Raw genomic sequence first — 13,134 nt, 5'->3', positions numbered from 1 at the left:
ACTATTGAGTTCTCAAACATCATCCGCACACCACAAAAAAATTAACTTCCCGTTAACCTCTCGTTGGCGGCTCGTACAAACTTACTCAAATCATTGAACCCTGTCAAATCCTTGAACCAAGCCCGTACAAAATTCGCAAAGAAGTAACCTCCCGGCTACCTCGCGGCGACTCGGATTAATGTAGTCCACCACAACCACACAACACAAACCCGCAGGACAGAATGCAAAAATGAAAAATGACGCCCTTCCAACGAGTGGAATGGGCGTCATCTATTGCTGCTTAGCTCAACTTAGCGCCAGCGAAGTTCTTCTTGCCTCGGCGCAGAACGAGCCAGCTGCCATGCAGGAGGTCGTCGGTAGACGGCTCCCACTCTGCCGATTCGATGCGCTGGTTATTGACGTAGGCGCCGCCCTCCTTGATGGTGCGGCGAGCAGCACCCTTGGAATCGGCCAAACCGCTGGCCACCAGTAGGTCAACAATGGTGCGCGGTTCGCCGGCGGCAATTTCCGCAACAGTGGTTTCCGAAAGCGCACCGGCAAGGGTCTTTTCATCAAGCTCGGAAAGTTCCGCCTTACCGAATAGTGCTTGAGCAGCAAGCTCGACAGCCTTGGTTGCCTGTTCGCCGTGAACCAGATCGGTCATCTCTTGAGCCAGGCGACGCTGAGCCGCGCGCTTATAAGGCTCTTCTTCCACCGCGCGCTCGTACTCCGCAATTTCCTCCTGCGTCAGGAAGGTAAACCAGCGCAGGTAGTCAATGACTACGGAGTCACCGGCATTGAGGAAGTACTGGTACCAAGAGTATGCGGAAGTCTTTTCCGGATCGAGCCATAGCTTTCCGCCGCCAGTAGACTTGCCGAACTTCTGTCCGGAGGCGTCGGTAACCAGCGGCACCGTAAGCCCATGTACCTTGGTGCCATCGATACGACGGTTAAGGTCTACGCCAGAGACGATGTTGCCCCACTGATCACCGCCGCCGATCTGCAATACACAATCTCGCTCGCGGCGAAGCTGCACGAAATCATTGGACTGCAGGAGCATGTAGGAAAACTCCGTGTAGGAAATGCCGTCACCCTCGAGGCGCCGCTTGACGGTATCGCGATCCAGCATCGTGTTAAGGGAGAAGTTCTTCCCTACGTCACGCAAAAAGTCGATAACGGACATATTCATGGTCCAATCGGCGTTGTTGACCATGGTGGCAGCCTGATCGCCGTCGAAATCGATGAACCGACGCAGCTGCCCCTTGATGGCTTCGAGGTTATGGGCCAAGTCTTCCTCACTCAGCATGGAGCGCTCGCCGACGTCGCGCGGATCACCAATAAAGCCAGTTGCGCCACCTGCCAGTGCAATTGGGTGGTGTCCCGCTTTTTGGAAGCGGCGCAGCATGATAAGCGGAACTAGGTGACCTGCATGGAGGGAGTCACCCGTGGGGTCGAAGCCGCAGTACAGCGCGATGGGGTTCTCGCATGCCTCGCGCAGGGCCTCAAGATCGGTGGACTGGTTGATCAGTCCACGCCATTGCAGTTCATCGATGATATTCATGGGGGTCTTTCTGAGAGTCGAGGTTAAGCTGGCCATTTCTGGGCGTGGTCTACAAGCATCACTGGGATGTCATCCTCAATGGGATAGGCAATGCCCAGCCGCTCGTTGACGAGAACCTGTTTATCTTCCAGATATGTCAAAGGGCCCTTGTCTTGCGGACAGACAAGGACCTCTAGCAACTTCGGGTCAAGACTCATGCGTCTTATCTTAGCGGGTAGAGGAAGAAGTTGGATCCCCCTACCCCACTTTGGCCTTAGAGCAGGGACGGAACGTTTGCAACCAGGGAGAAGAGATCCTTGGGATCATCGGGGTTGGCGATGATGTCAATCTCGGACTCCAAATCGGTGCCCTTGACGGAATCGCGCAAGTAACGCAGGGCGGAGAAGTCGTTGATGGCGAATCCGACATCGTCGAAGAGGGTGATCTGCTCATCATCATCGCGGCCGGTGGCCTGGCCAGTGAGCACCTGGTAGAACTCGACAACCGGGAAGTCCTCCGGCTTCTGCTGGATTTCACCTTCGATGCGGGTCTGCTCTGGGAACTCTACGAAGACCTTGGACTTGTCCAGGATGGAGCTCTCCAGCTCGGTCTTGCCCGGGCAGTCACCGCCAACGGCATTGAGGTGGACGCCTGGAGCGACGTGGCGCTCAGCCAGAATCTGGTTTTGAGCCTTGTCTGCGGTACAGGTGGTGACGATGTCTGCACCCAAAACCGCCTCGTCGACGCTGGAGCAAGCAGTAATATTAAAGCCCAGTGGCTCCAAGTTGCGCTTGAACTTTTCTACCGCCTCAGGGTCGATGTCATAGATGGTGATGTCCTCAATTCCCATAACGCCGCGGAAGCCAAGTGCCTGGAACTCGGACTGGGAGCCGGCACCGACCATGGCCATGCGCTTGGAATCCTTGCGTGCCAAGTGCTTTGCCACCATGGCGGACGTCGCGGCGGTACGCAGGGCAGTAAGCAGCGTCATCTCGGCTTCGAAGGTGGGGTAACCATTGTCGACGTCGGCAAGCACGCCAAAGGCAGTGACGGTCTGGAAACCGCGAGCCGGGTTGGAGGGGTGACCGTTGACGTACTTGAAGGAGTACTCCTTGCCATTGGAGGTAGGCATGAGCTCGATAACGCCGAACGGGGTGTGGGAGGCAACGCGCGGAATCTTGTCGAAGCGCTCCCACTCGCGGTAGTCGGCCTCGAGGTAGTCCACCATTCCGGTAATGATGTTTTCTACGCCTTCGCGCTGAATCCAGCGCGCCATATTCTCTACATCTACGAACTTAACTGCGTGGTTCATAAAAGTTCCTTTCTATTTCTTTGGGTGAAGGTCTGTTTGCGGTGCGGCCGGGAAGCTGGAGGTTGGCAGGTGCTTGGCCTTCTTCTCTTCCGCGATGGCGCGAATGCGGTCGCGCCATGCGTACCACATTGCCATAAAGACCGGAACGAGGAGCAGGGTCGACGCAAGTGCAAAAGTACCAATTGGATAATCAAAGGCCATCAAGATAATGACTAGGCCAATGAAGATGAGCACTGCCCAGTCTCCGCCTTCTCCAAACGGCGAGCGGTATCCCGGTCGGGTGTAGCTTCCACTCTTAGCCAGGCGCACAAATTTGAGGTGCGAGAGCGCAACTGCCGCCCAAGACGCCAATGTACCCAAGGCTGCCAGGTTGAGCACGATTTCAAACGCCATCTCCGGCACCACATAGTTGAGGAAGACGCCTACCAAGCCCACCATGGCCGCCATGACGATGCCTCCGTAGGGCACGCCAGACTTGGACATGCGAGCGCCAAACTTCGGACCGGAGCCGGAAGTGGACATGTTGTACATAATGCGGCCGGTGGAATACAGGCCGGCGTTGAGCGAGGAAATCGCAGCGGTGATAACGACAAGCTGGAAAATCGGGGCCGCCGCACCTACACCGAGGGACTCAAAGAAGGTCACAAACGGCGATACGTCAGCGACGTAATTGGTGTACGGCAGCACGAGCGTGAGCAGCAGCACGGAACCGAAGTAGAAAATCAGGATGCGCAGCAGCACGTTGTTGACCGCGCGTGGAATGTGCTTTTCCACGTTCTTGGTCTCGCCGGAGGTGGTGCCGACAAGCTCAATGCCGGCATAGGCGAAGACGACGCCCTGGATGACGATCACGGCAGGCATCAAGCCATTAGGCAGCCAGCCGCCGGTATCAGAAATGAGACTAAAGCCGGTCGGGTCGCCACTCGGGTGGCCAAAGATGAGGACGCCGATGGCCACCAACATGAAGATGAGCAGCGCGACGATCTTGATCAAGGAGAACCAGTACTCCAGCTCGCCGAAGATCTTCACCGAGAGCATATTGAACAGGAGGATGCCGCAGATGACCACGAGCGCAAGTGTCCACTGCGGGACGGAGTCGAGCCACGACGTGTACTGACTAAACCACTTGATGTAGATGGCGACGGCTGTGCCATCCGCCACAAGAGTCATGGCCCAGTTTCCCCAGTACAACCAGCCGGTGACGAAAGCGGTCTTCTCGCCATAAAACTCGCGAGCATAAGACACGAAGGAGCCGGAGCTGGGGCGATAGACGATGAGCTCGCCAAGTGAACGCAAGATGATGTAGCCAAAGAAGCCACATACGAGGTACAGCACGGCGAGGAAGGGGCCCGCGTCTTGCAGGCGGCTGCCGGTGCCCAGGAGAAGGCCAGTACCGATTGCGGAACCGATGGCAATCATCTGTAACTGGCGATTGCCCATTCCCTTTTGCAGGCCGTGGTCTTCCGAGGCGTAGACCGCCTTTTCATTCTCGTGTGGCCCCGCTGGGGACGGCGGAGAATTTACTGTCATAGGAGAGATCGTCCTTTCATTACGGTGAACGAGTCTGTTAGGTCACATTCCCTGCAAGAATACTAACGTAGCACACTGTTACCCATGTCACCGGTACCCCCATTGTGTTCAACAACGCAGTTGAAGGGTTGGGAATGGGGGTCAATCTCCCACCCCCGCAGCGATACAAAAAAGAACCGCATGGCCAAAGACCATGCGGTTTTTAAAGCGCACCGAGAATTAGCGCAGCGGCTTCTGCGCCCACGTGCGAGCAGCCGCGGCACGTTCGCGGACAGTCTCGCGCTGCTCAGCCACGCGGACACCAGCGGTGCCGCCCTTGGTGGCACGGGAGGCCACTGCCCCGTCGATAGTGAGTACTTCACGGACGCTAGGCTTCAGCCGCTTGTCCACGTCCGCCAATTCCTCATCGGTGAGCTCCACCAGGTCAACTCCCCGCTTCTCAGCGATGCGCACGCAGGCGCCGGACGCTTCGTGCGCCTCGCGGAAAGGAACGCCTTGGCGAACCATCCATTCGGCCAAGTCGGTAGCCAGCGTGAACCCGCGCGGGGCAAGTTCGCGCATGCGGTCCTCGTGGAAAATCAGCGTGGACACCAGCCCCGTCATTGCCGGCAAAAGCAGATTAAGCTGCGCCACCGAATCAACGATGGGCTCCTTATCTTCCTGCAGGTCACGGTTATAGGCCAGCGGCTGCGCCTTCAGCGTAGACAACAAGCCAGTGAGGTTACCGATAAGGCGTCCAGTCTTGCCGCGGGTAAGCTCCGGAACGTCCGGATTCTTCTTTTGCGGCATGATGGACGAGCCGGTCGACCATGCATCATCCAGGGTGACGTAACCGTATTCCGGCGTACACCAGTAGATAATTTCTTCCGAAAGTCGGGACATATCGACGGCAATCTGCGCCAAGACGAAAGCCGTCTCGGAGGCGAAGTCACGAGCCGCAGTGCCATCCAAGGAGTTCTCCGCGGCGGCATCAAAGCCGAGTTCCTCCGCAATGGCTTCCGGATCTAGCTGCAAGGAGGAACCGGCTAGAGCGCCTGAGCCGTAGGGCGATACAGCCAAGCGCTTATCTAGGTCCTGCAGACGCTCAATATCGCGCAGAAGTGGCTGCGCATGGCCCAAAAGCTCATGCGCCAAAAGAACTGGCTGTGCCGCCTGCGAGTGAGTTTTGCCCGGCATAATGGCGTCCGGATGTGCTGCTGCCTGATCAGCCAAGGCATCCACCAAGTCGCTCACCTGATCCGCGGTATCGCGAATGGCATCGCGCACCCACATGCGAAACAGCGTCGCGACCTGGTCATTCCGGGAACGGCCGGCACGCAGGCGACCGCCTACCTCTGGACCCACAATCTCGATGAGTCCGCGCTCCATCGCACCGTGGACGTCCTCGTCCGTGGGCGCTGGGCGGAACTCACCGGAGGCCACCTTCTCCCCTAGCTCGGTGAGGCCGGAGAGCATGGTGTCCAAGTCGACGTCGGAAAGCAAGCCAGCTTTGTGCAGCACCTTGGCATGTGCCTTGGAGGCTAGTACGTCATATGGTGCCAGCACCCAGTCAAAGTGAGTAGATACAGAGAGGGCAAACATCGCCTCAGATGGACCACCCGAGAAGCGGCCGCCCCATAGAGCACCCTCATTAGTCTTATGCGGTTCCATGTGCTCCTACTTCTGCGCGCTGGTAGGGAAACCGCCGTCGCGGTCGCGCTGGTTGGAGATCTGGGTGGACAGGCCGTGCAGCTGCACAAAGCCCTTAGCCGCGGTCTGATCGAAGGTATCGCCAGTGTCATAAGTAGCCAGGTCAAAGGAGTACAGCGACTGGCCGGAGCGGCGGCCGGTGACTGTGGCGGTACCGGCATGCATGCTCAGGCGGATATCACCGGTGACGTTTTCCTGGGACTCCTCAACGAAGGCATCCAGGGAACGCTTCAGCGGCGAGTGCCAGAGACCGTCATAGACCTCCTCGGACCAGCGGGCATCGGTCAAGCGCTTGTAGCGAGCCAACTCGCGCTCCACGGTGACATCCTCCAGCGCCTCGTGGGCCTGGATGAGGACCATGGCGCCTGGAGCCTCATAGACCTCACGGGACTTAATGCCTACCAAGCGGTCCTCCACCATATCCAGACGGCCAATGCCCTGCGCACCAGCGCGGCGGTTGACCTCTTCAATAATCTGCAGCGGGGACATCTTCTGGCCATCGACTGCCGCCGGGATGCCCTTCTCAAAGGAGATGATGATTTCATCCGGGGCATTACCCAGGCTCGGGTCCTCGGTATAGGCGTAGAGATCCTTTGTTGGCGGGTTCCACAGATCCTCAAGGAAACCGGTCTCTACCGCGCGGCCCCACAGGTTCTGATCGATGGAAAATGGTGAGGAAGCGGACTGCTCAATCGGCAGGTTGATCTCTTCCGCGAAGGCGATGGCCTTATCGCGGGTCCAGGCATAATCGCGTGCAGGGGCGATGATTTCGAGGGAAGGATCCTGGGCACGGAAGGAAACCTCGAAGCGTACCTGGTCATTACCCTTGCCGGTGCAGCCGTGGGAGACGTGGGTGCCGCCGAATTCCTGGGCCGCTTTCACCAAGTGCTTGGTAATGAGGGGGCGAGAAATAGCCGATACCAGCGGGTACTGCTTCATGTACATGCCGTTTGCCTTGATGGTGGGAACGCAGTATTCCTCCGCAAACTCATCCTTGGCATCGATAACGATGGACTCTACGGCACCGCAGTCAAGTGCACGCTGGCGAACCGATTCCATATCTTCGCCGCCCTGGCCCAAGTCCAGGGAAACGGCGACAACGTCACCACCGGTCATTTTTGCCAGGTATGGGATGGCAACGGAAGTATCAAGGCCACCAGAGTAAGCCAAGACTACGCGTGCGGACATGGTTAATCTCCTTGTTCTATTGGAAACAATTCATCTAAGTACATAATATACGATGGTGGTCTGGATTGCCACCACCGCCGTCTAAATATTCCGCGTGGTAAGTATCACTGCCAAATCTGCGCCCGTGACGCCCTCGCGCGCCAAGACGAAGATGGTGTCATCGCCGGCGATGCAACCAATGACATCGTGCAGCCCCACCCTGTCAATAAAGCTGGCAAGGTACTGGGCCGCACCGGCTGGGGTGCGCAGCATGGCTATATTGCCGGAAGAATCATGGGAAACCACGAGCTCATCGAGCATACGGCGCAGCTTTTCGCGGGGACCGCCCACCTGGTCTTCAAATTGCTCCAGCTCACCGCCGACCACGTAGTAGGAACGGCCACCATCGCGCTTTACCTTCTTCGCTCCCAACTCATCCAAGTCACGGGACAAAGTGGCTTGCGTGATGTCGATGCCGTCTGCGAGAAGAAGCTCGGATAGTTGCACCTGGCTGGTGACGCGATTGCGATCTAAAATCTCCAAGATCTTGGCCTGCCGAGCATTGCGGGTGGTCGGGGTGTTCATTACTTAGTTGGTCTCCTTATTTATTTCGAGCAACCAGACAAGAAGCGCTTTCTGCGCATGCAGGCGGTTTTCCGCTTCATCAAAGACGCGCGACTGTGGTCCATCAATTACCTCAGCCGTGACCTCATTTCCACGGTACGCCGGCAAACAATGTAAGAATATTGCATCCTTATGCGCCTTGCTCATTATGGTCGAATCAACCTGATATGGCAGAAACGGCGTACGCCTATCGCGGCCATCGTTTTCCTGCCCCATAGAGATCCAAGTATCTGTGATGACTACGTCTGCGCCTTCAACTTCATCGACGTCATCAGTAATGGTGATGTTGCCCCGCTTGCGCGCGCGATCGACGAATTCCTGGCGCGGCTGGAATCCTTCGGGCGCGATAATAGAGACGTCCATGCCAGCCGTGGCGAGACCAATCATGTAGGAGTTAGCCATATTATTATCGCCATCGCCCAGGTAGACGGCCTTTTTGCCTTTGAGGTCACCCAGATTCTCGCGACAGGTCAGCAGGTCAGCCAAAATCTGGCAGGGATGCAGGTCGTCGGAAAGCGCATTGACCAGAGGAACGGTAGCAGTCTCCGCCATCTGGAGGAGATTGTCATGGTCAAAGGTGCGCCACACGATTGCCTCCACGTACCGCGAAAGCACCGCGGCCGTGTCTTGGTAGGACTCCCCTTTGCCCATCTGAGTCGTAGAGGTATCGACGGTAATGCCCTTGCCGCCCATATTCGCTACTGCGGTTTCAAAGGAAAAGCGGGTCCGCGTAGACGTTTTATCAAAGAGCACCGCCACGGTCTTAGGCCCTTCTAGTGGGCGTTCCGCAAAGGGATCCTTCTTGAGCTTTTCAGCTAGATCCAAAACGGTTGCTTGTTCTTGTGGGCTGAGATCGTCGTCAGCCAGAAAGTGTCGCAGGCTCATGCCAGTTCCTCCATTATCGTCCGAAGTGTTGTCAGTGCTGTGTCTAGTTCATCGTGGGAAATAACCATGGGTGGGGTGAGGCGGAGTACGTTCTCACTGGGTGCGTTGAGGATGATCCCCTGTGCGAGCCCGTCGCGCACCACCTGCTTAGCCACAGGTTTTGCTAAAACAATGCCGAGCATAAGACCTCGGCCCCGTACGCGTTCTACAAGCGGCAATTTTTCAATCTCTTGCCGCAGATAGTCACCCTTACGGGTAACTTCCGCAAGAAATTCCGCATCCACGGTGTCAAGGACTACGTTCGCCGCAGCGCAGGCGACGGGGTTTCCGCCAAAGGTGGTGCCATGGGAGCCAGGTTTAAACAAATCCTTGGCGCGACCTCGGGCAATGGTCGCACCGATGGGTACTCCGGCGCCCAAACCCTTTGCCATGGTGATGACATCCGGTTGAACGCCTTCTACCTCGTGGGCGAAAAAAGTACCCGTACGGCCCACGCCCGTCTGCACTTCATCCACCATGAGCAAAATGCCGTATTCATCGCACAGCTCGCTTACCTTCTGCATGAATCCCGCAGGGGCCGGAATGACGCCGGTCTCTCCCTGAATGGGCTCAAGGATGATAGCCGCAGTATCGGTGGGATCTTGCTCGACCAAGTGGCGCAGGTAATCCGCATCCCCGAACGGGTAAAACTCCACTCCGCCCGGTAGTGGGTGGAAGGCGCGCTGCTTATCGGGCTGGCCGGTCAGGGCAAGCGCACCCATGGTGCGGCCATGGAAGCCGTGTTCTGCCGCGAGGATTCGGCGCCTGCCAGTCAAGCGGGCAAGCTTAAATGCGGCCTCGTTCGCTTCGGCGCCAGAGTTGCAGAAGAAGACGCGGGCACCGCTATCCCCTACCCGCCTAATCAACTTCTCCCCGGCGTCGAGCACCGGCTGCGTGGCAAAGAGGTTCGAGGTATGCACCAAGGTGCGGGCCTGGTGTGAAACCGCCTGCGCCACCTGCTCATTGCCATAGCCCAAAGAATTGACAGCAATCCCAGCGAGAAGGTCGATATAGCTCTTCCCCTCCTCATCTGTAAGCGTTGCTCCTTGGCCGGAGACGAGGCCTATCGGTGGCGTGCCGTAGGTATCTACAATCGTCTCCGACCACCGTGTGGTCAAGCTCGGTGGCTTGTTCATGCTGCATCGTCCTTCCTGAAGATGGTCCCTTCGGGATAGTCGTGTTTGTCATAGTCATCTGGCAGCACCATGGTTCCGACGCCGCCAGGGGTAAATAGTTCTAAAAGCACCGAGTGACCAATCCGGCCATCAATAACGTGGGCGGCCGATACCCCAGCTTTTACCGCCTTAAGGCAGGACTCCATTTTGGGAATCATGCCGGAGTCCAAGTGCGGCAATAGATGGGATAGCCGGCCACATTCAATCTTTGATACCAAGGACTCACGGTTCGGCCAGTCCGTATATAGCCCTTCTACGTTGGTAAGGATGATTAATCGCTCAGCCCCAATCGCGCTGGCCAAGGCGCCAGCCGCACTATCGGCGTTGATGTTATAAATAGCGCCATCCTCTCCCGGTGCAATGGTCGAGACCACAGGGATGCGTCCGGCCTGGATAATATCCATGACGGCTGCAGGGTTGACCTCTACGATGTCGCCGACCATGCCAATATCGGTAGGTTGTCCATCGATCTCCACCAGCCGTTTCGTAGCCCGAAATAGTCCTGCATCTTCTCCTGAGGTCCCCACTGCATAAGGACCATGGGAATTGATGAGGTTGACCAATCCGCGGCCCACCTGCCCAAACAGCACCATGCGCACGACGTCCATGACTTCCGGCGAGGTCACGCGGAAGCCGCCTCGAAACTCCCCTTCAATGCCGAGCTTCTGCAGCATAGAGTTGATCTGTGGCCCGCCACCGTGGACCACCACGGGATGGACACCGACGGTGCGCAAAAAGACCATATCCGCCGCAAAGGCCGCCTTGAGCTCCTCATCCACCATGGCATTTCCGCCATATTTCACCACCACTATGGTGTCCCGATAGTGCTGGAGCCACGGCAGTGCATCTGCCAAGACAGTGGCCCGCTCGTGGTCCCTAAGTCCGCTAATCATTCTCATCTCTCCCTAGGAGCTATACGCCGAATTGATTTCCACGTAGGCATGGGAGAGATCCGTCGTGCGCACGAATGCCGACCCCGCGCCTCCCGTGCCCAGATCCACGCGAACATCAATATCGGCGCCGCTCAGGTCCACCTCGCGTGCCCCCGGCGTGCCCGTTGATGCTAGACAGACCGGCTGGTCATTGAAATAGACGGAGATGTTGTCCGGATCCATTTCTGCATCTGCCATTCCCACAGCGGCGAGGACACGTCCCCAATTAGGATCGGAACCAAACATGGCGCACTTAAAAAGGTTGTCGCGGCCCAAGGTGCGCGCGGCATCGAGGGCCTGATCATCCGTGGCCGTGCCCTCTACCGTGATTTTGACGCGCTTAGTCACGCCTTCCGCATCTGCTTGCAATTGGTCCGCAATGTCCGCGCACACCGCAAGCACCGCCGCGTCAAGTTCTTCTTGGCTGGGTGCAATCCCCGATGCCCCAGAGGCCATGAGGATTACCGTGTCATTGGTGGAGGTAGATCCATCCACGTCGAGGGTGTTAAAAGTCTTGGCCGCGGCCTTGTCTAGGGCGCTGTGGAGTGCGGGAGCACTCGCGGCGGCGTCGGTAGTAAGGCATACCAACATTGTTGCGAGAGAAGGAGCCATCATGCCTACTCCCTTGCCCATGGCCCCTACCGACCAGCCGTCCGCGGCATAGGTGGCTTCCTTGGTTACGGTATCGGTGGTCATAATGGCCGCGGCTGCCGCATGTGCGTGTTCTGCACTCGTGCCAAGGCCCTTCACTACGTCGGCCGCACCAGCTAACACCTTGTGCATTGGCATGGGCTCACCGATAAGTCCCGTCGAACAGGCGGCAATGTCTCCCTCGGGAAGGCGCAGGGAGTGAGCAACCTCGGCTACCAGCGCAGCGGCGTCCTTGTCGCCCTGCGCACCATTGCACGCATTGGCGTTTCCAGAATTGAAGATGACCGCAGCCAATTGACCATCGCTGATCGCCTTGCGGGAGAGTTTCACCGGCGAGGCCACCACGCGGTTGCGGGTAAAGACTGCCGCCGCGTCGAAACGAGGTCCGTTATTGACCACCAAGGCCATATCGGGCGTGCCGGAGGGCTTAATCCTCGCTGTAGTTGCGCCGGCGCTAAAGCCGGCGGGGCCGGTGATCCCAGCTGTACTCATTGTATTCTCCTAGTGTTATGGGGCTACGGCCGCTTGCGGCAGGCCCGAGGTTTCATCCCAGTCAAGTGCCAGGTTCATGCATTGCAACGCGGCGCCAGCCGTTCCCTTGCACAGGTTGTCTAGCGCTGATGTGACAACGAGCCGTCGGGCGCGTTCGTCCACGTGAGCTTGGATATGGACCATGTTGGTGCCCACGACGTTCTGGGTTTCGGGTTGCTGCCCGGTGGGAAGGACGTAGCAAAAGGGCTCTTGGGCATAAAGGTCGCGGAATGCTGTCTCCACGTCACGCTTGCCGACGCCCCCTTTAAGCCCCGCCGTAGTCGTAGCCAAAATCCCACGGGGCAAGGGCGCGAGAACCGGTGTAAAGCTAAGGGAGAGCTTCTCCTTGGCAAAAGGCTGCAGGTTTTGCAGGATCTCTGGGGTGTGTCGGTGCGTCCCGCCAGGCTTATATGCTTTGAGGTTTCCCATGGTCTCCGCGCCAAGCTGCGCTACAGAAGCTTTCTTCCCGGCACCAGAGACTCCGGTGATAGCAATGACCGAAAGGTTCGGCTCAACGAGCTCGTGCGCCACGGCCGGCAGAACCCCAAGGGTGACCGCCGTAGGAAAACATCCCGGTACTGCTATTCGGTGAGCACGCCGCAGCGCTTCTCTATTGCCGGGCACCTCCGGAATTCCATAGGGCCAGCTTCCGGCATAGTCGCCGCCGTAGAAAGCATCCCAGTCGGACTTGCTACGAAGGCGAAAATCGGCCGCACAATCGATCAGGGTGGTCTGCTGGCCTAGTTGTTGGGCGATGTCAGCAGAGTACCCGTGCGGTAGGCCGAAAAAGACAACATCATGCCCACGGAGATTATCAACGGTCGTCTCTTCAATAACGCGACCCGCCAACTGAGGCAGATGTGGCATGAGCTCACCTACCGTCTTCCCGGCGGTGGAATGTGCTGTGAGCGCGCCAATGCGCAGGCGCCCACAAAGATAGGCCGGGTGAGATAGCAACAAGCGAAGGATCTCGCTTCCCGCGTATCCGGTGGCGCCTGCTATTGCTACTGAAATCGTCATAAGCGAGACTATAGCAATAAATACACTCGGCCGTATGTTATTCACTCAAAGCGGGGAAAT

At 57.7% G+C, this 13,134-nt stretch carries 12 protein-coding genes; all 12 read right to left on the bottom strand.

Translation table 11 applies throughout. The features are described from left to right. Window positions 1-280: 280 nt before the first annotated feature. A complete protein-coding gene (gene tyrS / locus MHY22_RS10785) occupies window positions 281-1,540 on the bottom strand; it encodes a tyrosine--tRNA ligase (RefSeq protein WP_239279300.1) in 1,260 nt (419 codons plus the stop codon). 23 nt (window positions 1,541-1,563) lie between these two features. Beyond that, window positions 1,564-1,737: a Trm112 family protein gene (locus tag MHY22_RS10780; protein WP_005323252.1), complete on the bottom strand. Its 174-nt coding sequence runs from the start codon at window positions 1,735-1,737 to the stop codon at window positions 1,564-1,566. A gap of 56 nt (window positions 1,738-1,793) precedes the next feature. Then, a complete protein-coding gene (locus tag MHY22_RS10775; RefSeq protein WP_239279299.1) occupies window positions 1,794-2,831 on the bottom strand; it encodes an ornithine cyclodeaminase in 1,038 nt (345 codons plus the stop codon). 12 nt (window positions 2,832-2,843) lie between these two features. Beyond that, window positions 2,844-4,361 (bottom strand): amino acid permease, encoded by a 1,518-nt coding sequence (locus MHY22_RS10770; protein WP_239279298.1) that lies wholly within the window; start codon window positions 4,359-4,361, stop codon window positions 2,844-2,846. Window positions 4,362-4,580: 219 nt separating this feature from the next. Then, window positions 4,581-6,011 (bottom strand): argininosuccinate lyase, encoded by a 1,431-nt coding sequence (argH, locus tag MHY22_RS10765; protein ID WP_239279297.1) that lies wholly within the window; start codon window positions 6,009-6,011, stop codon window positions 4,581-4,583. Window positions 6,012-6,017: 6 nt separating this feature from the next. Further along, window positions 6,018-7,238 (bottom strand): argininosuccinate synthase, encoded by a 1,221-nt coding sequence (locus MHY22_RS10760; protein ID WP_239279296.1) that lies wholly within the window; start codon window positions 7,236-7,238, stop codon window positions 6,018-6,020. An 81-nt stretch (window positions 7,239-7,319) separates the two neighbouring features. Beyond that, a complete protein-coding gene (locus MHY22_RS10755; RefSeq protein ID WP_239279295.1) occupies window positions 7,320-7,802 on the bottom strand; it encodes an arginine repressor in 483 nt (160 codons plus the stop codon). 3 nt (window positions 7,803-7,805) lie between these two features. Continuing rightward, window positions 7,806-8,726 carry an ornithine carbamoyltransferase gene (gene argF / locus MHY22_RS10750; protein ID WP_239279294.1) on the bottom strand — a complete coding sequence of 307 codons (921 nt, stop codon included), beginning with the start codon at window positions 8,724-8,726 and terminating at the stop codon, window positions 7,806-7,808. Continuing rightward, window positions 8,723-9,901, bottom strand: coding sequence for an acetylornithine transaminase (locus tag MHY22_RS10745; protein WP_239279293.1), 1,179 nt, complete (start codon window positions 9,899-9,901; stop codon window positions 8,723-8,725). Before MHY22_RS10745 ends, argF begins: the two co-directional genes overlap by 4 nt. Further along, window positions 9,898-10,833 (bottom strand): acetylglutamate kinase, encoded by a 936-nt coding sequence (gene argB / locus MHY22_RS10740; RefSeq protein WP_239279292.1) that lies wholly within the window; start codon window positions 10,831-10,833, stop codon window positions 9,898-9,900. The genes MHY22_RS10745 and argB overlap by 4 nt, the downstream gene beginning before the upstream one ends. A gap of 12 nt (window positions 10,834-10,845) precedes the next feature. After that, a complete protein-coding gene (argJ, locus tag MHY22_RS10735; protein WP_239279291.1) occupies window positions 10,846-12,015 on the bottom strand; it encodes a bifunctional glutamate N-acetyltransferase/amino-acid acetyltransferase ArgJ in 1,170 nt (389 codons plus the stop codon). Window positions 12,016-12,030: 15 nt separating this feature from the next. Next, window positions 12,031-13,074: an N-acetyl-gamma-glutamyl-phosphate reductase gene (argC, locus tag MHY22_RS10730; protein ID WP_239279290.1), complete on the bottom strand. Its 1,044-nt coding sequence runs from the start codon at window positions 13,072-13,074 to the stop codon at window positions 12,031-12,033. Window positions 13,075-13,134 lie beyond the last annotated feature (60 nt).

The organism is Corynebacterium sp. ACRPO, from assembly GCF_022347205.1.
In the GTDB taxonomy this organism is placed as follows: domain Bacteria; phylum Actinomycetota; class Actinomycetes; order Mycobacteriales; family Mycobacteriaceae; genus Corynebacterium.
The sequence above is the reverse complement of the archived record's forward strand: the minus strand, read 5'-3'. Positions and strand labels throughout refer to the sequence as shown.

Bases quoted from the DNA above. Each gene is read 5' to 3' on its own strand.
- MHY22_RS10755 (WP_239279295.1), bottom strand. From the start codon at position 7,802: ATGAACACCCCGACCACCCGCAATGCTCGGCAGGCCAAGATCTTGGAG.
- argH (WP_239279297.1), bottom strand. From the start codon at position 6,011: ATGGAACCGCATAAGACTAATGAGGGTGCTCTATGGGGCGGCCGCTTC.
- argJ (WP_239279291.1), bottom strand. From the start codon at position 12,015: ATGAGTACAGCTGGGATCACCGGCCCCGCCGGCTTTAGCGCCGGCGCA.
- argB (WP_239279292.1), bottom strand. From the start codon at position 10,833: ATGATTAGCGGACTTAGGGACCACGAGCGGGCCACTGTCTTGGCAGAT.
- tyrS (WP_239279300.1), bottom strand. From the start codon at position 1,540: ATGAATATCATCGATGAACTGCAATGGCGTGGACTGATCAACCAGTCC.
- MHY22_RS10745 (WP_239279293.1), bottom strand. From the start codon at position 9,901: ATGAACAAGCCACCGAGCTTGACCACACGGTGGTCGGAGACGATTGTA.
- MHY22_RS10760 (WP_239279296.1), bottom strand. From the start codon at position 7,238: ATGTCCGCACGCGTAGTCTTGGCTTACTCTGGTGGCCTTGATACTTCC.
- argF (WP_239279294.1), bottom strand. From the start codon at position 8,726: ATGAGCCTGCGACACTTTCTGGCTGACGACGATCTCAGCCCACAAGAA.
- MHY22_RS10775 (WP_239279299.1), bottom strand. From the start codon at position 2,831: ATGAACCACGCAGTTAAGTTCGTAGATGTAGAGAATATGGCGCGCTGG.
- MHY22_RS10770 (WP_239279298.1), bottom strand. From the start codon at position 4,361: ATGACAGTAAATTCTCCGCCGTCCCCAGCGGGGCCACACGAGAATGAA.
- argC (WP_239279290.1), bottom strand. From the start codon at position 13,074: ATGACGATTTCAGTAGCAATAGCAGGCGCCACCGGATACGCGGGAAGC.
- MHY22_RS10780 (WP_005323252.1), bottom strand. From the start codon at position 1,737: ATGAGTCTTGACCCGAAGTTGCTAGAGGTCCTTGTCTGTCCGCAAGAC.